The organism is Streptomyces sp. NPDC096323, from assembly GCF_040302845.1.
Classification (GTDB): Bacteria; Actinomycetota; Actinomycetes; order Streptomycetales; family Streptomycetaceae; genus Streptomyces.
This window is the reverse complement of the sequence record NZ_JBEOSI010000002.1, coordinates 609,580-633,656: the sequence shown is the minus strand read 5'-3', so window position 1 is coordinate 633,656 and position 24,077 is coordinate 609,580. Positions and strand designations below refer to the sequence as shown.

General features: G+C 72.5%; 18 protein-coding genes and 1 riboswitch. Of the genes, 14 read left to right on the top strand and 4 right to left on the bottom strand.

Annotation, left to right across the window (positions count from 1 at the left end; genetic code table 11):
• Positions 1-2: 2 nt before the first annotated feature.
• Positions 3-1,484 (bottom strand): extracellular catalytic domain type 1 short-chain-length polyhydroxyalkanoate depolymerase, encoded by a 1,482-nt coding sequence (locus tag ABTX18_RS06810; protein ID WP_352121660.1) that lies wholly within the window; start codon positions 1,482-1,484, stop codon positions 3-5.
• A gap of 223 nt (positions 1,485-1,707) precedes the next feature.
• On the opposite strand from ABTX18_RS06810, the gene ABTX18_RS06805 reads away from it, so the two are divergent.
• The 7 genes from ABTX18_RS06805 to ABTX18_RS06775 all read left to right on the top strand — a co-directional run bounded on the left by ABTX18_RS06805 (position 1,708) and on the right by ABTX18_RS06775 (position 10,679).
• Entirely contained in the window at positions 1,708-2,451 is a 744-nt protein-coding gene (locus tag ABTX18_RS06805) for a class I SAM-dependent methyltransferase (RefSeq protein WP_352121659.1), read from the top strand.
• Positions 2,452-2,570: 119 nt separating this feature from the next.
• Entirely contained in the window at positions 2,571-3,392 is an 822-nt protein-coding gene (locus ABTX18_RS06800; protein WP_352121658.1) for a 3-hydroxybutyrate dehydrogenase, read from the top strand.
• 32 nt (positions 3,393-3,424) lie between these two features.
• Positions 3,425-5,410 carry a helix-turn-helix domain-containing protein gene (locus tag ABTX18_RS06795; protein ID WP_352121657.1) on the top strand — a complete coding sequence of 662 codons (1,986 nt, stop codon included), beginning with the start codon at positions 3,425-3,427 and terminating at the stop codon, positions 5,408-5,410.
• Positions 5,411-5,466: 56 nt separating this feature from the next.
• Positions 5,467-6,531: a cobalamin-independent methionine synthase II family protein gene (locus ABTX18_RS06790; RefSeq protein WP_352121656.1), complete on the top strand. Its 1,065-nt coding sequence runs from the start codon at positions 5,467-5,469 to the stop codon at positions 6,529-6,531.
• A 174-nt stretch (positions 6,532-6,705) separates the two neighbouring features.
• Positions 6,706-7,254: a carboxymuconolactone decarboxylase family protein gene (locus tag ABTX18_RS06785; RefSeq protein WP_352121655.1), complete on the top strand. Its 549-nt coding sequence runs from the start codon at positions 6,706-6,708 to the stop codon at positions 7,252-7,254.
• Positions 7,255-7,538: 284 nt separating this feature from the next.
• Positions 7,539-9,440 carry an FAD/NAD(P)-binding protein gene (locus tag ABTX18_RS06780; RefSeq protein WP_352121654.1) on the top strand — a complete coding sequence of 634 codons (1,902 nt, stop codon included), beginning with the start codon at positions 7,539-7,541 and terminating at the stop codon, positions 9,438-9,440.
• Complete coding sequence (locus tag ABTX18_RS06775; protein ID WP_352121653.1) at positions 9,441-10,679, top strand: putative PEP-binding protein; 1,239 nt, start codon at positions 9,441-9,443, stop codon at positions 10,677-10,679.
• 200 nt (positions 10,680-10,879) lie between these two features.
• Here the strand turns inward: ABTX18_RS06775 and ABTX18_RS06770 are convergent, their stop codons facing one another.
• Both ABTX18_RS06770 and ABTX18_RS06765 read right to left on the bottom strand, forming a co-directional pair.
• The gene (locus ABTX18_RS06770) at positions 10,880-11,113 is read right to left on the bottom strand and encodes a ferredoxin (protein WP_352121652.1); all 234 of its coding nucleotides are present in this window, start codon (positions 11,111-11,113) and stop codon (positions 10,880-10,882) included.
• The gene (locus ABTX18_RS06765) at positions 11,113-12,576 is read right to left on the bottom strand and encodes an aldehyde dehydrogenase (RefSeq protein WP_352121651.1); all 1,464 of its coding nucleotides are present in this window, start codon (positions 12,574-12,576) and stop codon (positions 11,113-11,115) included. Before ABTX18_RS06765 ends, ABTX18_RS06770 begins: the two co-directional genes overlap by 1 nt.
• Before the next feature lie 254 nt (positions 12,577-12,830).
• On the opposite strand from ABTX18_RS06765, the gene ABTX18_RS06760 reads away from it, so the two are divergent.
• A complete protein-coding gene (locus tag ABTX18_RS06760) occupies positions 12,831-13,871 on the top strand; it encodes a Strvi_7410 family MBL fold metallo-hydrolase (protein WP_352121650.1) in 1,041 nt (346 codons plus the stop codon).
• Between the two features lie 16 nt (positions 13,872-13,887).
• On the opposite strand, the gene ABTX18_RS06755 is transcribed toward ABTX18_RS06760, so the two are convergent.
• Positions 13,888-15,402 carry a hypothetical protein gene (locus ABTX18_RS06755; RefSeq protein ID WP_352121649.1) on the bottom strand — a complete coding sequence of 505 codons (1,515 nt, stop codon included), beginning with the start codon at positions 15,400-15,402 and terminating at the stop codon, positions 13,888-13,890.
• Between the two features lie 228 nt (positions 15,403-15,630).
• On the opposite strand from ABTX18_RS06755, the gene ABTX18_RS06750 reads away from it, so the two are divergent.
• From ABTX18_RS06750 to ABTX18_RS06725, 6 genes are all read left to right on the top strand, one after another.
• Entirely contained in the window at positions 15,631-17,880 is a 2,250-nt protein-coding gene (locus ABTX18_RS06750) for a bifunctional glycosyltransferase/CDP-glycerol:glycerophosphate glycerophosphotransferase (protein WP_352121648.1), read from the top strand.
• A 15-nt stretch (positions 17,881-17,895) separates the two neighbouring features.
• Positions 17,896-18,044: riboswitch (cobalamin riboswitch) on the top strand.
• Between the two features lie 108 nt (positions 18,045-18,152).
• Positions 18,153-19,412 (top strand): SCO2321 family membrane protein, encoded by a 1,260-nt coding sequence (locus ABTX18_RS06745; protein WP_352121647.1) that lies wholly within the window; start codon positions 18,153-18,155, stop codon positions 19,410-19,412.
• Entirely contained in the window at positions 19,409-20,137 is a 729-nt protein-coding gene (locus ABTX18_RS06740) for an SCO2322 family protein (RefSeq protein ID WP_352121646.1), read from the top strand. The genes ABTX18_RS06745 and ABTX18_RS06740 overlap by 4 nt, the downstream gene beginning before the upstream one ends.
• On the top strand, positions 20,134-21,321 hold the full coding sequence (locus tag ABTX18_RS06735) for an energy-coupling factor transporter transmembrane component T (RefSeq protein WP_352121645.1): 1,188 nt from the start codon (positions 20,134-20,136) through the stop codon (positions 21,319-21,321). Before ABTX18_RS06740 ends, ABTX18_RS06735 begins: the two co-directional genes overlap by 4 nt.
• The gene (locus tag ABTX18_RS06730) at positions 21,318-23,030 is read left to right on the top strand and encodes an ABC transporter ATP-binding protein (protein WP_352121644.1); all 1,713 of its coding nucleotides are present in this window, start codon (positions 21,318-21,320) and stop codon (positions 23,028-23,030) included. The genes ABTX18_RS06735 and ABTX18_RS06730 overlap by 4 nt, the downstream gene beginning before the upstream one ends.
• Entirely contained in the window at positions 23,027-23,854 is an 828-nt protein-coding gene (locus ABTX18_RS06725) for an ECF transporter S component (protein WP_352121643.1), read from the top strand. The genes ABTX18_RS06730 and ABTX18_RS06725 overlap by 4 nt, the downstream gene beginning before the upstream one ends.
• Positions 23,855-24,077: the final 223 nt, after the last annotated feature.

Below are 24,077 nucleotides of genomic sequence, written 5' to 3'. Positions count from 1 at the left end.
TGTCAGCCGGTGGTGCAGCCGCTGTCCGCGATCACGAAGTACCCCGCGGGTGACTCCTTCAGGGTGTGGGTGACGAAGACGTTGTACAGGCCCATGTTCTGGTTGGAGCCGTTGGCGTACACGTATCCGCCGGACGTGTGGGCCCTGCCCGCCGTCACGTGCGCGTAGTTGGTGGCGGAGTAGCACGTGGCCGGTGTGCTGCCGCCGGTGGTGGTCGCCGTCACCTGGGCCGAGGCGGTGCCGGCCTTGCCCGCCGCGTCGATCGCCGTCACGGTGTAGCGGTAGGCGGTCCCGGCGGTGAGACCGGTGTCCGTGAACGTGGTGGCGGTGGGCGAGGCGATCTTCGTGCCGTTGCGGTGGACGCCGTACGAGGACGCGCCCTGCACCGCGTTCCAGGACAGGGACGCGGTGGTGCCGGTGGTGCCGGTGACGGTCAGGCCCGCGGGGGCCGGGAGCTGGTCGCCGCCCCCGCCGGGGGTCCCGCCGTGCAGGCCCCAGAAGACGCCCGTGTAGTACGTCGAGCAGATGGCGTTCAGGAAGTACGCGGCCGTCGTCCCGCACTGCTGGTCGCCCGTCCCGGGGTTCACGGGCAGGCCGTGGCCCATGCCGGAGACGGAGTACGTCTCCACGGCCGGCCGGCCCGAGGCGTCGTTGTAGACGCTGCGGGTGGTGTTCCCGGGCAGGGTGTCCGTGGAGGCAGGTGTCTGGCCGATGCCCCAGACGTCCGTCCACTGGTCGCGCAGGGCCGTGGCGTTCGCCGGGTACACCGTGTAGTCCGAGGTGCCCTGCCAGATCGCCACCCGGGGCCAGGGGCCGGTGTACCCCGGGTAGGCGGCGCGCACCTTGTCGCCCCACTGTGCGGGGCTGAGCTTCTGCGGGCCCGTCTGGCAGCCCGACGCGGCTGCCTGGCTCGTCGCGCACTGGGCGGGCAGCCCCGAGGCCACGGAGCCGCCGGCGAACACGTCCGGGTAGGCGGCCAGCAGGTCGGCGGTCATGCCGCCGCCGGCGGAGAGCCCGGTGACGTACACCCGGCGGCCGTCGGAGCCGTAACTCTGCTTCGCGTACTCGACCATCTGCACGATGGACGCGGCCTCGCCCCTGCCCCGGGTGTCCTCGGCCGGATCGAACCAGCCGAAGCAGGAGAGGGAGTTGTTCGCCGACGTGGTCTGCGGGAAGACCACGGCGAAGCCCCACTCGTCGGCGAACTTCGGCCAGCCGGAGTTGGTGTAGTACGCGTTCGCCGTCTGGGTGCAGCCGTGCAGGGCGACCACCAGGGGCGCGTTCGCCGGGAGGCCGGCGGGCGTGTACGCGTACATCTGCAGGTTGCCGGGATTGGAGCCGAAGCCGGTGACCTGCTGGAGACCGCCGGCAGCGGCGGCGGCCGGCTGCACGGCGGTGGTGGTGCTCAGCGTCGCCGCGAGCAGGCCGAGGACGGCGGTGGACGCGACGCGGCGGAAGAGGCGTCTCAGGATCGATGGGCGCACGGGGGCTGCCTCCTGGTCGGTACGTGGGGGATCGGGTTGCTGCCGGAACCTACGAGCAGCGCCTCGTCACGCCCATGTGGCAGGCGGACACCGGCGGGTGCGGGCTGTGTGCGGCGGGGCTCTTGCGCGGTCCGTGGGCCGCGCACCGGGGAGATCCGGCGGGCGGGTCGGGCGGGCGGGTCAGGCGAGGGAGAATGCCGCACCACCACTTACGGAGAACCTCATGACGAGCAGCTCGTACGACGCCCGGGCGGCCGCCGACTACCGGGCCGCCCGCGAGATCCCCCTCGACGGGCTCACGGCCTGGCGGGAGGCCGTCGAGGAGGTACTGCGCCCGCGGCCCGGCATGACCGTCCTCGATGTCGGCGCCGGCACCGGCGGCTTCGCCACGGCCTTCCGCGACTGGTTCGGCGTACGGGTACTGGCCGTCGAACCGGCCGCCGCGATGCGCGCGCTCATCGCCACCGGCGACGGGATCGAGGCGCTCGACGGACGGGCCGAGGCGCTGCCCGTGCCCGACGCGAGCGCGGATGCCGCCTGGCTGGGTTCCGTCATCCACCACCTGTCCGACCTGGAGGGGGCAGCCCGCGAGCTGCGCCGCGCCCTCAAGCCCGGCGCCCCGGTGCTCATTCGCAACGCGTTCCCGGGGCGCTGCGAGCGCGACCTGCGCGTGCGCTTTTTCCCGGAGACCGCGCGCGGCATCGACGACTACCCCACCACGGACGAGGTCGTCATCGCGTTCGCCGCCGCCGGCTTCGGCCGTACGGTCCTGCTGCGGTCCCTGCCCCAGCGGTCCGCGCCCACCCTCGCCCTGTACGCCGAGCGCCTGCGCCGCGACGCCGACTCGAAACTCCGCGCGCTGCCCGACGACGCCTACGCCGACGGGCTCGCCCGCCTGCGCGGCGCGGCGGCGGAGTCTCCGCACGAGCCCGCCACCAGCTGGATGGACCTGCTGGTCCTGGCCTGACCGGCAGCGGCGGTCCCGGGCCGGGGCAGGCACCATGTACGCCGGCACCATGCCCGGCCGGAAGGGTGTGTGCACCGGGGCCGTGTGACACGGGCCGCCGCGTACCTACGGTGACGGCCATGGAGACTTCCCGCAGACCGGATCACGAGCCCACCGCCCCCTCCCCCGGCGGCGGAAACCCGCAGGCACCCGCAGTACCCGTCCTGGCCGGGCGCACCGCGCTGGTGACCGGCGCGGCGAGCGGGATCGGGCGGGCCTGCGCGCTGGCGCTGGCCGCGGCGGGCGCGCATGTGCACGTCGTGGACCGGTCGGGCGAGGCCGCGAAGAGCCTGGCGGAGGAGATCGGCGGGACGGCCTGGGTGGTGGACCTGTCCGACCCGGAGGTCGTCGACGCGCTGCCGGCCGACGCGGACGTCGTGGTCAACAACGCGGGGCTCCAGCACGTCGCCCCGGTGCACGAGTTCCCGCCGGACCGGTTCGCCCTGATCCAGCGCGTCATGGTGGAGACCCCGTTCCGCGTCTTGCGCCGGACCCTGCCGGGCATGTACGAACGCGGCTGGGGACGCGTCGTCAACATCTCGTCGGTGCACGGGCTGCGCGCGAGTCCCTACAAATCGGCCTATGTCACGGCCAAGCACGCACTGGAGGGGCTGAGCAAGGTGGTCGCGCTCGAAGCGGCGGGGCACGGGGTGACGAGCAACTGCGTCAGCCCCGGCTACGTACGCACCCCCCTCGTCGAGAACCAGATCGCCGACCAGGCCCGGAGCCACGGCATCTCGGAGGCGGACGTGGTGGGGCGGGTGATGCTGGAGCGCAGCGCGATCAAGCGGCTGATCGAGCCGGCGGACGTCGCCGAGGCGGTCCTGTGGCTGTGCGGGCCGCGCACCGGGCATATCACCGGCACCTCGCTCTCCATGGACGGCGGCTGGACCGCCAACTGACCGACCGCCCTCCTACGAACGCTGGACGCCCCATGCCTGAGCCGCTCCCCTCCGCCGCGCCCCACCTGCGGCGCCTGTTCGACCTGCTGGCCGACGACGCGCCCGCCGAGGCGCTGGGGGCGGTCTCCTCGCAGGCGCGGGGGGACGGCGTGCCCGCCGAGGAGCTCGCCGAGGTGGAGCGGGCCACGGCGACGGCGCTGCGGATCAGGGGCGCCCTGCGCCAGCACCGGCGCCGCGAGCTCCAGCTGACCGCGCTGTTCGACACGGCGGGCGACCTGGCGGCCTCGCGCGATCTGGACGACGTGCTGAAGGCGATCGTGCGGCGGGCCAGGATGCTGCTGGGTACGGACACGGCCTACCTCACGCTTCCGGACGAGGAGGCGGGCGACACCTACATGCGGGTGACCGACGGGTCGGTGTCGCTGCTCTTCCAGCGCCTGCGGCTGGAACTCGGCGAGGGTCTCGGCGGCCTCGTGGCGCAGACCGCGAGCCCGTACGCCACTCCGGACTACCGCACCGACGAGCGCTTCCGCCACACCCGCAACATCAACGCCGGGGTCCTGGACGAGGGCCTGGTCGCCATTCTGGGCGTGCCGCTGCTGCTCGGATCCAGCCGCGGCGGTACGGGGAAGGTGATCGGCGTCCTGTTCGCGGCCGACCGGGCGCCCCGTGTCTTCAGCCCCGACGAGGTGGCCCTGCTGTGCTCGCTGGCCGCCCACGCCGCGATCGCCATCGACACGGCCCGCGCCCTCGCCGACACCACCGCGGCCCTCGCCGAACTCGCGGAGGCGAACGCGGAGCTGGCCGAGGCCAACGCCTCCGTACGGGCGCACTCGGCGGCCATGCGGCGGGCCGAGGAGTCCCACGACCGGCTGACGGACCTGGTCCTGCGCGGCCGGGACGTCAAGGACGTCGCGGCGGCGGTCGCCGGGCTGCTCGACTCCCCGCTGACCATTCACGACCCGGGCGGCCGCCCGCTGGCCGCGGTCCGCCCGGACGGTACGGGCTTCGCCGCCGACAGCATGGACGCGGGATGGCTGGCGGAGGCGGCCGAGGAGTCCCGGGCGGGGGCGCGTGCCGTGCACCGCGACGGGCGGGTGGTCTGCGCGGTGCTCGCCGGGCAGGAGCTGCTGGCCGGGCTGGTCCTGCACCGGGGCCGGCCGCTGGACGACTCCGACCGCCGGCTGTTCGAGCGGTCGGCGGTGGTGACCGGGCTGCTCCTGCTGCTGCGGCGCACGGTGGCCGAGACGGAGAACCGGATCCGCGGCGAGCTGATCGCCGACCTGCTGACGGACACGGGCCGCGACCCGGCGGGGCTGGCCGAGCGCGGGCGCCGCCTGGGCATCGACCTGGACCGCCCGCATCTGCTGCTGGTGGCGGAGACGGGGGCCCGGGAGCGGCTGGCCCCGGCCGCGCTGCGCTATCTGTTCGGCGGGGACATCCACGGGGTGAGCGCCGAACACGCGGGCGCGGTGGTGCTGTTGATCGAGGGTGACGACACGGACGCGGGGCGCGCGGCCCGCTCGGCGGCGGCCCAGCTCGGCCAGCTGGCCCAGTCCCCCGTCACCGTGGCCGCCGCCGGCCCCGCCCGGGGCCCCCGCGAACTGGCCGCGGCCTATGGCGAGGCGGCACGCTGCCTGCGGGCGATGCGGGTACTGGGCCGCATGGGCGAGGGCGCCTGCGTGGACGAACTCGGTTTCCTGGGCGTGGTCCTGGGAAACGCGCAGGACGTCGACGGTTTCGTGACGGCGACACTGGGACCGCTGCTGGAGTACGACGCGCAGCGCGGCACCCATCTGGTGCGGACGCTGAGCGCGTACTTCGGCGCGGGCGGCAGCCTGATCCGGGCCAAGGACGAGCTGCATGTGCACGTGAACACGGTGGTGCAACGACTGGACCGGATCCAGGTGTTGCTGGGCCGGGACTGGAACGAGCCGGACCGGGCGCTGGAGCTGCAACTGGCTCTGCGGCTCCATCTGCTGTCGGGCACCCGGCATAATCCAGACGAGAGGCCCTAACGGCAATTTGGGCCTTTCAGGGGTGCGGAGTCCGGACTCTCCCTATTCTTCCGATCATGACAATCGCCACTGAGCCGATCGGCAGCCTTCCGCGTTCCGCAGCTCTCAGGCACGCCCTCACCGCACACGCACAGGGGACGCTGGACGACACGGACCTGGCCAAACAGCAGGAGCAGGCCGTCGCGGACACCCTGGCCCAGCTGGAACGGGTCGACAGCCCTGTCCTCGTGGATGGCGAGCAGTCCAAGCCGAGCTTCGCCACCTACCCCGTAGCCGGCCTCGACAGCCTCTCCTCGGATGGCGTCGTCATCCACTTCACCGACGGGCACACCCGACAGCTCCCCTGCATCACGCAAGGGCCTTTCCGCTACCAGGTGCGGGCCGATACCTATCTGCGCGCCGCGCGGCAGTTCACGGACCGCCCCCTGAAGCAGGCGGTCGTCGCCCCCTCCGCGCTCAGCCTGCTCTATCCCGCCACGCCCATCGAGGGCTACCCCCGCGAGGAGTTCCTGCGCGACCTCGCCGACGAGGCCGAAGCCGACATCCGCGGCTGCCTGGACGCGGGGGCACACGTGGTCCAGCTCGACTTCACCGAAGGGCGGCTCTCTCTCAAGCTCGATCCCAGCGGGGGCGTCCTCGACGACTTCATCGCCCTCAACAACGAGGTTCTGGGGCGATTCAGCTCCGAGGAACGTACCCGTATCGGCGTGCACACCTGCCCCGGCAGCGACCTGGACTCGACGCACAGTCTCGACATCGACTACGCCGAACTGCTGCCCAAGCTCTTCCAGCTCAAGGCGGGCAACTTCTATCTCGAGCTGGCCGGTGAAGCGGACCCGGAGCGGGTCCTGAGCATCGTGCGCGACCACCTGCCCCCGACCGCCCGCGTCTTCGTCGGGGTGACCGACCCGATCGCTCCCACGGCCGAGACCCCCGAGCAGGTACGCGACCGGGTCCTCCTCGCCGCCCGCTACATCCCCGTGGAGCAACTGGGAACCTGCGACGACTGCGGCTTCTCCCCGTTCGCCGACGACGCCTCCACCACGCGCGAACTGGCCTTCGCCAAGATCGAGGCACGTGTACGGGGCACCGCCCTGGCCCAGGAGGCGCTCGGCCTCTGACCCGGTTCACGACCGCGGCCCCTCCGGCGGCCCGGCCCGAACGTCACCGTGTCGGGCCGCCGGGCGACCTGCCAAGAAGGGACCGGGGCACGACGAAGACAGGCCACAGGGCCGGGTGCTTGGGCAGACTGCGAGGACGAGGAGCTCCCAACCACTACGAGGAGAGGCATTCCCATGCCGCGCATTCCCGTCCACACCACCGACACCGCACCCGCAGCCGGCGGAGAGATTCTGCGCCGACTGGAAAAGCGATTCGGGAGGGTGCTCAACATCCACGGGGGAATGGCCCATTCCCCCGTGGTCCTGGAGACCTACGCCGCGATGACCGGGGCCGTCGCCGAGCACGGAACCTTCGACGCCCGCACACGTGAAGCGATCGCCCTCGCCGTGGGCGCGGTCGACGCATGCGCGTACTGCCAGGCGGCGCACACGGTGTCGGCGAAGGCGTCGGGCTTCACGCTGGAGGAGACCGTGGCGATACGCAGGGGAGCGCCCGGAGACGACGCGAAGCTCGAAGCCCTGGTCCAGATCGCGCGGGAGATCGCCGGCGAGGTGGGCGAGGCGTCCGACGCCGCATGGGACGCCGCCGTGTCGCAGGGATGGACGGACACCGAGCTGGCCGAGGTCTTCGTCCACGTGGCCGTGAACCTCTACACGAACTACTTCAACCACTACGCCCGCACCGAGATCGACGTGCCCGCCGCCCCTGACATCGACAGCTGACCGCCTCGCCCGCATGGCCCCCGGACAGGCTCCGGACGGCCATGCGGGCGCCCCGTCGGTGAGCCGTCCGGGCCTCCGGGGCGGGTCACCGACAAAGGCGCCGTCGTCCGTCGCCTTCGGGTATCGTCGGCGCCACGATCGTGCACGATCCTGTCCCGGCAGTGGATGCGCGGCGCAACTCCCGGTTCACGGCAGTTGATTGATGCTCAGTCAGACACTTGCGGTCAGCGGAGACAACTGCGGGGAGCGCATGACGGGCGCCCCCGGGTCATCGGGGAGGCTTCATGGGCAAGACGGGTGTGCGACCCAGAGTGCTCGTCGTAGGGGCGGGCCTGGCCGGCACGGCGACCGCGATACGACTGCTCCATTTCGCGAGAAGACCACTGGAGGTCATCCTGCTGGAGCGGCGCGCCGACTACCGCTCGGCGGGTGTCGCCTACCACCGTGACGGCAATCCCTGGGACCATGTCTTCAACATCCAGGCCGGCCGGATGTCGGTGTTCCGCGAGGATGTGCTCGACTTCATCAACTGGGCCAACCAGGAGGCCGACCGCCGGGACTGGCCCCAGCGCTGGGTCTCGTGGAAGTTCACCGAGCAGGGGCCCGCCCCCCGCCGGATCTTCCAGGACTACCTCGACGACCGGCTGGTCGAGGCCGCACGGGAGTCCTGCCCCGGGGTCGTCCTCGTCGAAGCGGACGGCGAGGCGCTCGACACGCAGCCCTGCGACCGCGGCTTCGAGGTGACCGTCAAGGGTCTCACCACGTACGTGACTGAGGGCCTGCGCCCCGGCCCGCTCGCGGACACACAGCTACTCGAAGCGGACCACGTCGTTCTCGCCACCGGCCTCGAACTCAAGGAGCCGCCTTTCGCGGCCGGCGTCGCCGGACACCCCTCCTTCGTCCGCAACCCGTACTCCGCCCCCGGCATCCGCAGACTCGCTCAACTCCCGCCCGACGCATCCGTGGCCATCGTCGGATCAGTGCTGAGCGCGTACGACTCGGCGGGCCTCCTGCTGCGCAACGGACACGTGGGACGCATTCAACTGATTTCCGGGTCCGGGACGATTTTCCGCACCTACCCCGGCACCCACGAACACGGAGTGCTGCGGCTGCCCCGCCCCGACACCCTGATGTGGCCCTATCGCGACCGCGAGGAATTCCTCGCCCGCGTCAGGACCGCTTGGCAGGCGGCCTGCGAGACCGTCAGGGACCAGCACCCCGAAATCGACTCCGCGATCGTCTCCGAACGGGTCGCCAAGGCCTGGGAGCCATACATTCCGGAGGCCATCGACCGCATCCCGACCGACGACCTGCGCTGTCTGCTGGACGAGTTCGCCACCGGCATCGCGGCCCTGCGCGTCGGGGCCCTGGAATACACGATGGCGATCATCGAGCAAGCGATGCGCCCCCAGGACGCACGGGTGGAACTGATCGTCGGCCGGGTACAGGAGATCACCCCTGCCGAGTCCGGGCGGCTGACGGTCGTCGTCGCCACGCAGCACGAGCGGCAGAGCGTCGAAGCCGACCTCGTGGTGTCCAACTTCGGCAGGGAGTTCGACTACGCCAAGGTCGAGCAGCCTCTCTGGCGCAACCTTCTCCAGAAGGGCATGGCGGTCGCCCACGAGCGCACCGGACGCGGAGTGGAGGTCGACGAATGCGGAACGCTGCTGGACACGGACGGTAACCCGGCCGGGCCGATCTCCACCGTCGGCGTACCGAGAGAGGGGGACGAGATCGTCCGGCGCGGCCGGACGGGCGCCTTCGCGTTCAACCTCGCGGCCATCAAGAACCACTCCGTCTCCGTCGCCGCACACGTCGTCGAACAACTTGAGCTGCGACAGGACGGTTTCGACGACATCGCCGCACGGCATCCCCATTTCCGGAGCTATGTCAGCAACCCGGAGGAAGCGGTCCGGGAGGCGCTGGAGGAGTCTGTGGAACTGGAAGTGCGCAGGCTGGCCACCCGTGAACGAAGGAGGAGGGAAGCACTGGAAGCCCGCCTGAACGCCTGCATTCGCTCCATGGGCGACCTTCCCGCACTTCCGGCGGGCGTCCCCCGCGACGAACGCCTGACGAGGGCGGTCATCAACCGGGTCGCCGTGGAACGGCTCAACGACGTCTCCGTGACACCACGGCAGCTGCGTCGGCAACTGGGGTTGGAGAACGCCGAACATCCGGAGGGCTAGTTGAACGGGAACGGGCGACGGATCCTGGGATCTCTCCTGGCCGGTGGTACCGAGAATGTACTTCGCGGCACCTGCAACCGAACGCGGAGGCCGCGCGAGGGGACCATCCTCATCACCCCTTCCCTCGAAGCCGGGCTGTACGACGCCATCGTTGCCGCACGTGCTGTGGTGTGCGGCTCCGGCGGGCTCACCGGCCACATGCAGTCCCTGTGCCGCGGCAGGGGGATACCGGTCATCCGTGTCGAGGAGGCGGACCTCGCCGACCTGGTCGGTGAGGTGACGCTCTACCTGGAAAGCGCATCCATCGTCGTCGGGCCCCGGACGACCCCGCCACCCGGGCCCGGCAACCCCAAGCTGGACGCCATCGGCTCGGCGTGTGCGGTCATCGCGGACCTGCAGGACATCACTACCATCAACTCCTGCGGGCCCAACGCCGCCCGCGTCGAGTCCTTCTTCATCCGGGAGGAGTTCCTCTGCCTCGCCCTGGGACTGAGCCCGCTCGACGCCATGGCAGGCGACGCCACCGCCATCACCGCCTACGGACAGGCCATCGGGGAGCGCCTGTGCGGCTTCGTCGAGGCGCTTCTGCCCGGCCAGCGACTCGTCCTGCGCATGCTCGACCTGCGCTCCGACCACGCGGCCGAGGTCACCGAGACCGCCCCCGTCGCAGTCGAGCCGAACCCGGAGATGGGCATGCACGGCGCACGTTGGCTTCTCGGTTCCGTTGGCTACCGTGGGGCCCTGCACGCCGTGCTTGCGACCCTGCGCAAACACCTCGGCGACGAGGCGGGCCGGGTGGGGCTCTCGGTGCCGTTCGTCAGCGACGAGACGGAGTTCACACAGCTCAGAACCCATCTCGAGTTACCCGGCGACACCCCTCTGTCGGCCTTCATCGAGACGCCCTCGGCCGTCCACGCCACCTCCGCGATGTGCGCCGCCGGCGCCAGCGAACTGTTCGTCGGCCTCAAGGACCTGGTGCAGTTCTATCTCGCCGCGGACCGGGGCAACCACTTGGTCGCCGATTCCTATCGCACCCGCCACCCCGCCGTCCTGGACGGCGTACGCCGTGTCGTGGAATCCGCCCGCGCCGCAGACACTCCGGTACGGGTCTTCTCCCTGGCATCGGATCTCGACCACTACCTCGAACACCTGCCGACGCCCGACGGCTACATGATGTGCACCGCCGAACTCCAGCAATTGCTCCTGTCATCCCGCTCCGGCGGCCGAGCCGGTCATTGACGGTCCGGCGGCGGAGCGGAGTGACACCCGGTCGTCATCGCCGCCGACACCCGCTCAGCACCCCTCCCCGACGAGGGCGCCCGGTTCCGCGACCTCAACGAGCGGGCACGAGACCACAGGGACGCCGGTGATCCGGTGATCAGCCTGGACAGGGACGAGGGCCAGCTGTGCGGCAGGGCCTAGCAGCCGCCACCCGCACCTCAGTCCTCCGGCGGGAACACCACCTCTCCCGTGTCCGCCAGCGCGAGCGTGATGGCCTCGACCGGGCAGCCCTCGGCCGCGGCGAGGATCTGCTCGTTGGCGTCGGTCTCCGGGCCGGCGGGGTGGGACTGGCGGGCGGAGTCCAGCCGGAAGCCGTCCGGCGCGTGGTTCACGCACATCCCCGATCCGATGCAGACGCCCCGGTCGACTTCGACGCTCCAGCGGTCTCCCATCAGGCCTCGCCCCCGTACCCGGCGGGCAGGTGGATCATCTTGTGCTCGAAGTACTCCCCGTATCCCTCGGGCCCGAACTCCCGGCCCAGGCCGGAGTTCTTGTAGCCGCCGAACGGGCCGAGCATGTCGAGGCTGAAGGTGTTGACGCTGTACGTGCCGGTCCTGACCCGGCGGGCGATGTCGATGCCGCGCTCGGTGTCGGCGGTCCAGACGCTGCCGCTGAGGCCGTACTCGGAGTCGTTGGCGATCTTCACGGCCTCGTCCTCGTCGCTGTACGGCAGCAGGCAGATGACCGGGCCGAAGATCTCCTCGCGGGCGACGCGCATGGAGTTGTCGACGTCGCCGAAGAGCGTCGGCTCCACGTACCAGCCGCGGTCCTGCGACGCCGGACGGCCGCCCCCGGTCAGGACCTTCGCACCCTCCTCCTGGCCGATCCGGATGTAGTCGAGGGAGCGCTGCTGCTGGCGCTGCGCGACGAGCGGGCCGAGTTCGGTGGCGGGGTCGAGGGGGTCGCCGATCTTCAGCGCTCCGGCGGCTGCGGCGAAGGCCTCGGCGGTCTCCTCGTACCGGGAGCGGGGGACGAGGATCCGGGTCTGGGCCACGCAGGCCTGGCCGTTGATCATCCAGGCGAAGGGCACGATTCCCGCGACGGCCGCGTCCAGGTCGGCGTCGGGGAGGATCACGGCGGCGGACTTCCCGCCGAGTTCCAGGGTGACGCGGGTGAGGCCCCGCGAAGCGACCTCCATCACGCGGCGGCCGGCGGCGACGGATCCGGTGAACGAGACCTTGTCGACGCCCGGATGCCCGACGAGGTACTCGCTCACCTCACGGTCGGCGGGCAGGATCGACAGCACGCCCTCGGGGAGCCCGGCCTCGGCGACGATCTCGGCCAGGATGTACGCGTCGAGCGGCGATTCGGGCGACACCTTGAGGACGGCCGAGCATCCGGCGAGCAGCGCGGGCGCGAGTTTGGCGGCGGCGGTGAACTGGGGCACGTTCCAGGGGACGACGGCGGCGACCACCCCGACCGGCTCCCGCCGCACGAGCAGCGGCCCGAGCGCCCCGTCCCGGCGTTCCTCGTACGGGAAGGTGCGGGCGACGGTGACGGCCGCGTCCCACACCATCATCGCGGCGAGGGCCTGCACCATGACGCTGGAGGTGTACGGGGTTCCGTTCTCCGAGCTGATGACCCGGGCGATCTCCTCGTACCGCACGGCGAACGCGTCCTTGATGCGGGTGACGACGGCGATGCGCTCGTCCAACGGCAACCGTGGCCACGGCCCGTGGTCGAACGCCTCGCGGGCGGCGGCCACGGCCCGGTCCACGTCCCCCTCGGCGGCATGCGGGACGCGGCCGATGACCTGCTCGGTGTGCGGAGAGACGACCTCGATGACGTCCCGTCCGAGCGGATCGGCCCACTCCCCGCCGATGAACAGTTTTCCGTGTTCGACAAGCTCGCTCATGGCTGCTGCCTCCCGCGACGCGGCATGTGGGCCGTCCGACTGACTGAACCGGCACCTGACTCTGTGTCAGAACTGATACCAGTTCCAGTTCCAGGAGTCCACGGATGGGGCAAGGCCCGTCGAGCCCGCGCCTGGACCCGGGCGCGGTGATGGTCGACCGGGGCTACCACTGGAACAAGTTCTCGTTACAGTGGTCGGGGCGCGTCGTGGCCGTACCCCGCACGCCGCCGAGGCCGCGGAGAGATGGGGCGTTCATGACGCAGGTGATCAACCACGGTGGGGGCGTCCACAGCATCGAGGTCCCCATCCCGGACAACCCCCTGGGCCACACCCTGGTGCATCTCCTGGACACGGACCGGGGCCCGGTCCTGATCGACACCGGCTGGGACGACCCCGAGGCCTGGGACACCCTCACGGCGGGGCTCACCACCGTCGGGGTGGACGTCGCCGATGTCCACGGCGTGGTCATCACCCACCACCACCCCGACCACCACGGCCTCTCCGGTCAGGTCCGCGAGGCGTCCGGGGCCTGGATCGCGATGCACGCCGCCGACACGGCGATCGTCCGCCGCACCCGCGCGTCGGAGCCGGGCACCTGGCTGGCCTACCTGGCCACGAAGCTGGCGGCGGCCGGGGCGCCCGAGGAGCACCTCGCCCCGCTGCTGGCCGCCCGCGAGAAGGGCGGCCGGATGCGTACCCTGCCCGGGCTGCGGGCCGCGGTGCCGGACCGGGAGATCGTGCCGGGGGAGCTCCTCGACCTGGCGGGCCGCACCCTGCGCGCGATCTGGACGCCGGGCCACACCCCCGGCCATGTCTGTCTGCACCTGGAGGAGGACCACCCCGCCCGACTCCCCGGCCGCGGCCGCCTCTTCTCCGGCGATCACCTGCTGCCCGGCATCAGCCCGCACGTCGGCCTCTACGAGGACCCGGACGACGCGACGGCCACCGATCCGCTGGGCGACTACCTCGACTCCCTGGAGCGCATCGGCCGCCTCGGCGTCGCCGAGGTCCTCCCCGCCCACCAGCACGCGTTCACGGACGCGGCAGGCCGCGTACAGGAGCTCCTGGTGCACCACGAGGACCGCCTGGCGGGCCTTCTCGCCCTGCTGGCCGCGCCGCTGACGCCGTGGCAGCTGGCCGAGCGGATGGAGTGGAACCGGCCCTGGGAGCAGATCCCCTACGGATCGCGGAACATCGCCGTGTCCGAAGCCGAGTCGCACCTGCGCCGTCTGGTGAAGCTGGGGCGCGCGGAGGCGGTGCCGGGGAGCGAGCCGGTGACGTACGTGGCCGTGTGACGGAACGGGCCCCGGCTCACCCGACCGCTTCGGCGCCCTCCCGTGATCCGGCCGGGGCGGCTTCGGCCCGGCCGGCCGGGAGCGCGGCGGGGCGGGCGTCCGGCGCGCCCGCGGACGCCGCGCGGCGACGGGCCGCGAAGGCGGTCGCGACGAGCGTGAGCGCGACGGTTCCGGAGAGCGCGGGCCAGTACACGTAACGGTAGTTGGACTCGGGCGCAGTCGGCAGGTAGGCGAGGATGTACAGCAGGGAGCTCGCCCCGAGCAGCCGCAGTTCTCTGCTGTACGGGCCGGCCCACCGGCGGCGCAGCACGAGCACCAGCGAGACGGCCAGCCAGAACCAGCCCTGGAAGAGCATCGGCAGGTCGCGGGCGAAGCCGGTCACGTAGTTCTGCAGCGCGAACCTCAGCGTGTCGTTCAGCGGCTGCTCGCGCACTTCCGGGTGCAGCCGGGCTCCGGCGTTGACGCGGGTGCCGTTCCAGAAGGTCTGGTTGCTCCGGAACAGCAGCTTGGTGAAGACCCTGGCCCGGTACTCGGCGTACCCCTTCCAGTGCTTCGGCATCTGCTGCGTCCACATCCGGACGATGACGTCGGCGCGCCGGTCCAGATACGTCACGTCGAACGGGCGGCGCTGCGGGAAGCACTGGAGGTACGCGTCGGAGGCGAGGTGCCGCTTCTGGCAGGTGACTGCGGCGGCGACCAGCCCGTCCCGCAGGTCCGCGCTCGCGCCCGCCTGTTCGGCGGCGGCGCGCACCTGGTCCGGGGTGAGGACGTGTACGAGGTCGTCCACCGGGATCACCGCGTACACCTTGGTGGACAGCGGATGGGTCGCCGCGGAGACCCCGGCGCCACCGGCGAGCACGACGGCGACGAAGACGGCGGTGGCGGCCTGCCAGCGGCGCCGGCCGGGGACGGGCCATGCCGCGAGGACCAGCAGGGCGAAGACCGGGACGGCGGCGGGGATGCCGTTCTTGCGCACGAGGGCGGCGTACGTGAGGAACAGCACACCCGTGACGAGCAGCGCCCAGCGTGTCCTGACCCGGTCCTGCGGCAGCTCCCGCACGGTGAGGGCGATCGCGAGGACCGCGAGGAGCGCGTACGCCAGGTGCACGTCCTTCCACACCACTCCCGTGAGGTTCATGATGTGCGGCGCGAGGCCGACGGCCAGGACGGCGAGGGACAGTCCGCGGCTGCGCGTCTTCGTCCACACCAGCCGGGCGAGGACCCACAGCGTCCCCCACAGCACGGCGGCCTGGACGGCGGCCATGACCGAGAAGTTCCCCGTGACCGCGATGAGGACCCGCCACGCGAGCGCCATCACCGGCGGATGCCAGTCGTTGACCGGCTCGTCCCCCAGCGCCTGCCCCAGCTGCGTGTTGCTGTCCGCGCTCAGGTATCCGGGGTGGAAGACGGTGGCCACGCCGTAGCCGCAGACCGCGGCGACGGCCGCCAGGCACCACGGCCACAGCCTGCCGTCCCTCCACGCTCCGTGCACTGCGAGGACCCACCGGCGATCAGTCTTTACGGACGGCACGGCCGGAATCTATAGGTACCGGACTCTCAGGACAAACCGGAATGATTAGACTCCCGGTGGCGCTCCGCCACCGCTGCCCGCGCCGCGTCGCCGGCACCCCCGGAGGATCACGGTCCGCTCGGAACAGATCACTCCGGTCACGGGGGAAGCGCACACCCGGCACGTCGCCGGGATCGGTAGTCTTCCTGTTCGGCCTCTCTGTTTGTCCGTCCTCTGGAGTTTTCCCCCATGCCTCGTTTCAGTGTCGTCATCCCCGTGTTCAAGGTGCAGGGATACCTCCACGAGTGCCTGGACTCCGTCCTCGGTCAGTCGTTCCGGGACATCGAGGTGATCGCCGTCGACGACTGCTCACCGGACTCCTGCGGGGCGATCATCGACGAGTACGCCGCCCGCGACGCACGCGTCCAGGCCGTGCACCTGCCGGAGAACGTGGGCCTGGGCCGGGCGCGCAACGCCGGACTGGAACGCGCGACGGGGGACTACGTCCTCTTCCTCGACAGTGACGACAGCTACACCCCCGGTCTGCTGCAGGCGATGGCCGGCCGGCTCGACGCGGTCGGGGACCTGGACATCCTCGCCTTCGACCACATACGGACGTACTGGCACGGCAAGGGCGGCCCCAGCCAGTCCACGGAACTGTTCGAACGGGCGGGCACGGATGTCTTCCGCCTCCAGGACCGGCCCGAGTACGTCCATCTGTTCCTGGTCGCCTGGAACAAGGCGTTCCGCCGCGCGTTCTTCCTGGAGCAGGGCTTCCAGTACGCGCCCGGACTGTACGAGGACGCGCCGGTCAGCCAGATGGCGATGGTCGCGGCCGAGCGCATCGGCTGCCTGAACAGGGTGGGCGTCGAATACCGCCAGCGCCGCCACGGTGCGATCACGAAGACGCCGGGCCGCAAGCACTTCGACATCTTCCCGCAGTACGAGGGCCTGTTCACCTTCCTCGACGGACGCCCCGAACTGGCCTGGTCCCGGTCCCTGATGTTCGAGCGTGCCGTGCAGCACATGCTGTTCACGCTCAAGCGCCCCGAGCGGGTCAGGCCCGCCGATCGCAAGGAGTTCTTCGGCCGCACCGCGGACTTCTACGCCGCGCACCTCCCGGCCGGCTACACGCTGCCCGGCGGATCGCTCGGGGTGCACATGCGCGCCCTGGCCAAGCGGTCCTTCCGTGCCTATCGGACGACCGAGTTCGCCGCCCGGGTCAAGCGGAAGGCGCCGACGAGGGTCCTCGGAGCCACCAGCAGGGTCGGCAAGCACGCGGCCGCCAATCTGCACGCCCTCCAGCGCCGGCGTGCCCTGGATCCGAACCTCGCCGTGTACACCTCGTACGAGGACTCGCTGCCGTCCTGCAATCCGGCCGCCGTCTACGAGAAGGCCAAGGAGCTGGCACCGCACGTGCACGGCGTCTGGGTGGTGCGCCAGGAGCTCGCCGGACAGGTGCCCGCAGGCGTCGACCACGTGGTGCCCGGCTCGCGCCGCCATGGGGAGGTCACGGCGCGCGCCACGTACTTCGTGAGCAACGACGGCTTCCCGGACGGCATCGGCAAGCGCCCGGGCCAGGTCCACCTGCAGACGCACCACGGCACCCCGCTCAAGCGCATGGGCATTGACCTGAAGGCGTACCCCGCCGCCCGGACCATGAGCTTCGACCGCCTGCTGGAGCAGGTGAGCCGCTGGGACCTCAGCCTCTCCTCCAACCAGCACTCCACGGAGCAGTGGGCGCGCGTGTACCCGGGCAGGTTCGAGTCCCTCGACGTGGGCTACCCCCGCAACGACCGCTTCTACACCGCCGGTGCGGACGACGTCGCGGCCATCCGGGAGCGGCTCGGCATCCCCGAGGGCAGGACCGCCCTGCTGTACGCGCCGACCTACCGCGACTACCGGAAGGACTGGACGCCCACCTTCGACGTGGCCCGCGTGGCCGAGGCCCTGGGCGACGACTTCGTCCTGCTGGTCCGGCCCCACCCCCTCGACGGGCGGACCACGCGGCTGAGCGACCTCGCGGGGCGGAGCGGCATCATCGACGTGTCCGGCCACCCGTCGGTCGAGGACCTCTGCCTGGCGGCGGACGCGCTCATCTCGGACTACTCGTCGCTCACCTTCGACTACGCCAACCTGGACCGCCCCATCGTCATCGACGCGGCCGACCGGAAGGTCTACAACCAGGTCCGCGGCGTCACGTTCGACCTCCTCTCCGGCCGGCCGGGCGACACCCCCGGGGCGGTCGCGACGACGGAGGACGAGCTCATCGACATCTTCCGCAGCGGCCGCTGGTGCGGCCCCGAGGCCACGGCGCTGCGGAGCGCCTTCCGGGAGCGCTTCTGCCCGTACGACGACGGCCACGCCGCGGAACGCGTCGTACGCCGCCTCTTCCTCGGCCAGGACCCCGAGCCGGCGATCGTCCCGTTCCCCGAGCGGACGCCGGCGCCGGCGCCCTGCTCGGCGCCCCGGGCCGCAGCACCGGGGGCCTCGCGCTGACGCGGTCCGAGCCGAATGAGAGCCCCGGAACGCGCCCGGTAGAGTGAACGCGTCGTCATCATGCCCGTTCAGGGGGAAGCCGGTGGAAATCCGGCGCTGACCCGCAGCCGTGACCGCCCTCACCGGGCGGAAGCCGGAATGCCCTGTGCGTGGCGTGACCGGCTCGCGCCGTCGGGATCCCCGGTGGCCGGCAACCGTCGAGGTATACGGAGCCGGAGCCTGGTGCCTGTGTGTGCCTGTGCCCGGTTCCTCCAGGAGAGGCACCGCCCGCCATGACCGTACGCCGCAGCGCAGCCGCGCTCGCCGCCACCGCCACCGTGCTCTGTGCGGCCGCGACCCCGGCCGCGGTTGCCGCGCCGTCCCCCTCCCCCTCGCCGTCCGTGGCCCTGCCCTCGGGCCTTTACGGCACGAAGGACCCCACGTACGACGGGGTGTGGCGGCAGTCGCTGGCCTTCGTCTCGCAGCGGGCCGTGGGCGTCTCGCCCGCCGCCAAGGCCGTCGACTGGCTGATCGGGCAGCAGTGCGACAGCGGGGCGTTCCCCGCGTACCGGCCGGACCCCTCCGTGCCCTGTGACGCCAAGACCATGATCGACACCAATGCGACGGCGGCCGCGGTGCAGGCGCTGCACGAGGTCCGGGGGCACGAGGAACTCGTGCGCAACGGCGTCGCGTGGCTGAAGTCCGTACAGAACAAGGACGGCGGCTGGGGTTACACCGCCGGCGGCCCGAGTGACGCGAACTCGACCTCGATCGTGATCGGCGCCCTCGCCCGGGCCGGCGAGAAGCTCGGGGACGTGACGAACGACGCCGGCAGGACGCCGTACGACGCCCTGCTCACCTTCGCCATCCCGTGCGGCGGCAAGGACGGCGGCGCGTTCGCGTACCAGCCCGACAAGGCCGGCAAGCTCGTCGCCAACGGCGACGCCACCGCGGCCGCCGTGCTCGGCTCGCTCGGCAAGGGGCTCGTCGTCGGCAACAACGCCGCGGTGAAGGACCCCGCCTGCACCGAGGGCAGTGCGCTCAAGCCGGAGCAGGCCGCCCAGAACGGCGCCTACTACCTCGCCGGGGCCCTCGCGAAGACCGGCCACCTCGACTCGCCGCCGATGCCCGGTGCCGAGGACAGCACCCCGCAGCCCGACTTCGGCAACACCGCCGACGCCGTGGTCGCCCTGTCCGCGTCCGGTCACAAGGACAAGGCCGCCGCGTCCGTGAAGTGGCTGGCGGAGAACTCCGCGGCCTGGGCGAAGGAGAACGGCCCCGCCGCCTACGCGCAGCTCGTCATGGCCGCCCACTCCACCGACACGGACGTCCACGACTTCGGCGGCGCCGACCTCGTCGCCCAGCTGAACGCGACCGGGCCCGCGCCCTCCACCGACAAGAAGCCGACCGCGAGCGCCACCGAGGAGGAGCAGAAGGACAGTGGCGACGGGGACGGCATCGGCGGTGTCTGGTGGTTCGTCGGGATCGGCCTCGCGGTCGGCGCCGGCGCCGGATTCCTGATCAGCGGCCGCCGCAAGAGCCAGCAGCTGTGAGTGCGCGCCAGGGCGTGGCCGCCCGGCAGCCCGTGAGGCGCCGCGCCGGGCGGGCCGCCGTGCTGCTGGCGGTCCTGGGCGCGGTCCTGGCCGTGCTCGGTACGGGCACGGCCCAGGCTGCCGGCTACCGCTACTGGTCGTTCTGGGAGGGCTCCGGCAGCGGGTGGGCGTATGCCACCCAGGGGCCGTCCCTGGTCCGGCCGGAGGACGGTTCGGTGCAGGGCTTCCGGTTCGCCGTGAGCGCGGACTCGCAGGACGCGGCCAAGCCGCGCCGCTCCCCCGACTTCGCGGGGATCTGCGCGCACACGCCTGCCGAGGACGGCTCCAAGCGGGTCGCGCTCGTCATCGATCCCGGTACGGCCGCCGACGCCCCGGACGGGGCGACGCCGCCCGCGCTGCGGACCGCGTGCGCGCGGGTCCCCAAGGACGCGAGCAGCGCGGACGCCCTCGCCTCGGTGGCCAAGCCGCTGCGTTACGGCAGTGACGCGCTGCTCTGCGCGATCTCCGGCTATCCGGCCTCCGGCTGCGGCGAACAGGTGGCGGGGAACGGGGACGCGGATGCCGGCAGGACCGCCGACGCCTCCGCGCCCACTTCGTCGGGCGTCGCCGCAGGCGGGGACGGTTCGGACGGGGGCGGGCCGTCCGCCGGTGTCCTCGTCGGGGTCGCCGCCGTCCTCCTCCTCGGCATCGCCGCCGTCGCGCAGGCCCGCCGCCGCCGCGGATGACCGCCGCGACGCCCGGCCGTACGGACGCTTCCGCGGACCGGATCCGTGCCTGGCGCGCCCCGGCCGCCTCCCGGAGCAACGCGCTGCCCGCCGGGGCCTGGTGGCTGTGGGCGCTCGGGCTCGCCACCGCCGCGTCCCGGACGACCAACCCGCTGCTGCTCGGGCTGCTGGTCGGCGTGGCGGGGTACGTCGTGGCCGCGCGCCGCACGGACGCGCCGTGGGCCCGGTCCTACGGGGCGTTCATCAAGATCGGGCTGTTCGTCATCGGCGTGCGGCTGCTCTTCTCCGTCTTCCTCGGCTCCCCGATTCCCGGTACGCATGTCGTGTTCACGCTGCCCGAGGTGCCGCTGCCGGAGTGGGCGAAGGGCGTCCGCGTCGGGGGCCGGGTGACAGCCGAGCAGTTGCTGTTCGCGCTGTACGACGGGGCGAAGCTGGCCGCGCTGCTGATCTGTGTCGGCGCGGCGAACTCCCTCGCCAATCCGGCCCGGCTGCTGAAGTCGCTGCCCGGTGCGCTGTACGAGGCCGGGGTGGCCGTCGTCGTCGCGATGACGTTCGCCCCGAACATGGTCGCCGACGTGATGCGGCTGCGCACCGCCCGCCGGCTGCGCGGCCGGCCGGCCGGCGGGGTGCGGGCCGTCCTCCAGATCGGGCTGCCGGTCCTGGAGGGCGCGCTGGAGCGGTCGGTGGCGGTGGCGGCCTCGATGGACGCGCGCGGCTACGGCCGCACCGCACACGTCCCGGCCGCGGTCCGGCACACCACGAACGTCCTCACGCTCGGCGGGCTGCTGGGCGTCTGCGCCGGGACGTACGGGCTGCTCGCCGCGCAGGGCGCGGTGTACGGGCTGCCGCTGTTGATCGCCGGGCTCGTCGCCGCGATGGCCGGGCTGCGGCTCGGCGGGGCGCGCTCGGTGCGGACCCGCTACCGGCCCGACCGGTGGGGTGCGCGGGCGTGGCTGGTCGCGGGGTCCGGTGCGGCGGTCGCGGTGGCGATGATCTGGGCGGGCGGCGCGGATCCGGCGGCGCTGCACCCCGGTGTCGTACCGCTGACCGCGCCCGTGCTGCCGTTGTGGCCGGCCGCCGCTGTGCTGCTCGGGCTACTGCCGGCGGTGGTCGCGCCCGTGCCGCCCTCCCCCACTGGTTCGCCCGTCCCGCCTTCCCCCACAGGCCTCGAGGAGCAGGCGTGATCCGGTTCGATGATGTTTCGGTGCAGTACGAGGGCGTGGACCGCCCTACCCTGTCGGGCGTCGACCTGACCGTTCCCGAGGGTGAGCTGGTGCTGCTCGTCGGTCCGTCCGGGGTCGGCAAGTCGACTTTGCTGGGTGCGGTGTCGGGGCTCGTGCCGCATTTCACCGGCGGCCGGCTGACCGGGCGCGTCACCGTCGACGGGCGGGACACCCGCACGCACAAGCCCCGTGAGCTCGCCGATCTGGTCGGCACCGTGGGCCAGGACCCGCTCTCCCACTTCGTGACGGACACGGTCGAGGACGAGCTGGCGTACGGCATGGAGTCGCTGGGCCTCGCCCCCGACGTGATGCGGCGGCGGGTCGAGGAGACCCTGGACCTGCTGGGTCTGGCCGGGCTGCGCGACCGGCCGATCGCCACCCTGTCCGGGGGCCAGCAGCAGCGGGTCGCGATCGGCTCCGTCCTGACCCCGCACCCCCGCGTCCTGGTGCTGGACGAGCCGACGTCCGCGCTGGACCCCGCGGCGGCCGAGGAGGTGCTCGCGGTGCTGCAACGGCTCGTCCACGACCTGGGGACGACGGTCCTGATGGCGGAGCACCGGCTGGAGCGCGTGGTGCAGTACGCGGACCAGGTCGTCCTGCTGCCGTCGCCGGGCGCCGCCCCGCTGATGGGCCCGCCCGCCGAGGTGATGGCCGTCTCACCGGTGCATCCGCCGGTCGTGGCGCTGGGCCGGCTGGCCGGCTGGGATCCGCTGCCGCTGTCGGTCCGCGATGCCCGGCGCCGGGCGTCGGGGATGCGGGAGAGGCTGGCGGGCGTGGAGCCGGGGCTGGTCGGCGGTGCCCGGACCCAGAAGCTTCTGTCCCCGCCGCCCCGCCCCGCCCCCCGGCCGTCAGCCCTGGCCCGGCTGTTCGGCCGCGCCCCGCAGGAGCGGCACGAGGAACCCGTCACCGACGCCACCACCCGCGTCGAACGCCTCGCGGTGCGGCGCGGAAGAGTCGAGGCGCTGCGCCGGGTGACGCTCACCGTCGCCCCCGGCGAGACCGTCGCCCTGATGGGACGCAACGGCGCGGGCAAGTCCACCCTGCTCTCCGCCCTCGTCGGCATGGTCGAGCCCACCTCCGGCACCGTGCTCGTCGGCGGCCGCACCCCGCACCGGACCCCGCCGCACGAGATGGTGCGCCGCGTCGGCCTCGTACCGCAGGAGCCGCGCGATCTGCTGTACGCGGACACCGTCGCCGCCGAGTGCGCGGCGGCCGACGCCGACGCGGGTGCCGCCCCGGGCAGCTGCCGGGCGCTGGTCTCCGAGCTGCTGCCCGGGGTCGCGGACGCCACGCACCCCCGTGATCTGTCCGAGGGGCAGCGGCTCGCCCTGGCGCTCGCCCTCGTGCTCACCGCCCGGCCCCCGCTGCTGCTCCTGGACGAGCCGACGCGCGGGCTGGACTACGCGGCGAAGGCCCGGCTCGTCGGGGTGCTGCGCACGCTGGCGGCCGACGGCCATGCGATCGTGCTGGCCACGCACGATGTGGAGCTGGCCGCCGAGCTGGCCCACCGGGTGGTGATCCTCGCCGACGGGGAGGTCGTCGCGGACGGGCCGACCCCGCGGGTCGTGGTGTCCTCGCCCGCCTTCGCCCCGCAGACCGCCAAGATCCTCGCCCCGCAGGAGTGGCTCACCGTGTCACAGGTGCGCGAGGCGCTGGGAGGTGCCGGGTGACCGGGACGAGGGAGCGGCGGGCGCGGGCGGTGCGGCTCGGGCCGCGGGCCGTCGCCGCGCTGGTGCTGATCAGCGCGATCGGGGTGGCCGCCTTCGGCTGGCCGCTGCTGGCCGGGCCGGACTCCGGGCTCGCGCACGCGCAGGACGCGCCGTGGCTGTTCGCGGCGCTGCTTCCGCTGCTGGTCGGGGTGGTGGTCGCGATGATCGCGGACGCCGGGCTCGACGCGAAGGCCGTCGCGATGCTGGGGGTGCTGGCCGCGGTCGGGGCCGCGCTGCGCCCGCTGGGGGCGGGGACGGCCGGTCTGGAGCCGATGTTCTTCCTGATGGTGCTGAGCGGGCGGGTGCTCGGGCCGGGCTTCGGCTTCGTGCTGGGCTCGGTGACGATGTTCGCGTCCGCGCTGCTGACCGGCGGGGTCGGCCCGTGGATGCCGTTCCAGATGCTGGCGATGGGCTGGTTCGCGATGGGCGCCGGGCTGCTGCCGGGCCCGGACCGGCTGCGCGGGCGCGCCGAGCTGCTGATGCTCGCCGGGTACGGGGCGGTGGCCTCGTTCGCGTACGGGACGGTCATGAACCTCTACGGGTGGACGATCGTGCCGGGGCTCGGCTCGGGCATCTCCTTTTGGCCCGGGGACCCGCTGGGCGACAACCTGGTGCGGTTCCTCGCGTACTGCGCGGCCACCTCGCTCGGCTGGGACCTGGGCCGGGCGGTGCTCACCGTCGTACTGACGCTGACTGCGGGCACCGCCCTGCTGAAGGCGCTGCGCCGGGCCACCCGGCGTGCGGCCTTCGAGGCCCAGGTCACATTCGGGGCTCCCGGCGAGTGAGGGCACCCACAGGACCTTGGTCCTGTACGAAGCGGGTTAGGAGCCGGGCACGGCCTCCGCAGGCCCCTGCCCCACCCCACGCGACCTGCTATGAAGTGTTTTGAGGCGGTTCGGGACCTTCGGCCCCGGGTGCGAGGCGGGGTCGTACCCGGGGTCGTTGCGGTGGTTGAACGCCGCGGCTAACACTGGAGACGTCGCCGAGCACCGCAGCGTCCACGGATCG

What these genes read in the sequence shown, in the direction of transcription:
- ABTX18_RS06805 (WP_352121659.1), top strand. Translation starts at nt 1,708, where the DNA reads ATGACGAGCAGCTCGTACGACGCCCGGGCGGCCGCCGACTACCGGGCC.
- ABTX18_RS06800 (WP_352121658.1), top strand. Translation starts at nt 2,571, where the DNA reads ATGGAGACTTCCCGCAGACCGGATCACGAGCCCACCGCCCCCTCCCCC.
- ABTX18_RS06795 (WP_352121657.1), top strand. Translation starts at nt 3,425, where the DNA reads ATGCCTGAGCCGCTCCCCTCCGCCGCGCCCCACCTGCGGCGCCTGTTC.
- ABTX18_RS06790 (WP_352121656.1), top strand. Translation starts at nt 5,467, where the DNA reads ATGACAATCGCCACTGAGCCGATCGGCAGCCTTCCGCGTTCCGCAGCT.
- ABTX18_RS06785 (WP_352121655.1), top strand. Translation starts at nt 6,706, where the DNA reads ATGCCGCGCATTCCCGTCCACACCACCGACACCGCACCCGCAGCCGGC.
- ABTX18_RS06780 (WP_352121654.1), top strand. Translation starts at nt 7,539, where the DNA reads ATGGGCAAGACGGGTGTGCGACCCAGAGTGCTCGTCGTAGGGGCGGGC.
- ABTX18_RS06770 (WP_352121652.1), bottom strand. Translation starts at nt 11,113, where the DNA reads ATGGGAGACCGCTGGAGCGTCGAAGTCGACCGGGGCGTCTGCATCGGA.
- ABTX18_RS06765 (WP_352121651.1), bottom strand. Translation starts at nt 12,576, where the DNA reads ATGAGCGAGCTTGTCGAACACGGAAAACTGTTCATCGGCGGGGAGTGG.
- ABTX18_RS06760 (WP_352121650.1), top strand. Translation starts at nt 12,831, where the DNA reads ATGACGCAGGTGATCAACCACGGTGGGGGCGTCCACAGCATCGAGGTC.
- ABTX18_RS06750 (WP_352121648.1), top strand. Translation starts at nt 15,631, where the DNA reads ATGCCTCGTTTCAGTGTCGTCATCCCCGTGTTCAAGGTGCAGGGATAC.
- ABTX18_RS06745 (WP_352121647.1), top strand. Translation starts at nt 18,153, where the DNA reads ATGACCGTACGCCGCAGCGCAGCCGCGCTCGCCGCCACCGCCACCGTG.
- ABTX18_RS06735 (WP_352121645.1), top strand. Translation starts at nt 20,134, where the DNA reads ATGACCGCCGCGACGCCCGGCCGTACGGACGCTTCCGCGGACCGGATC.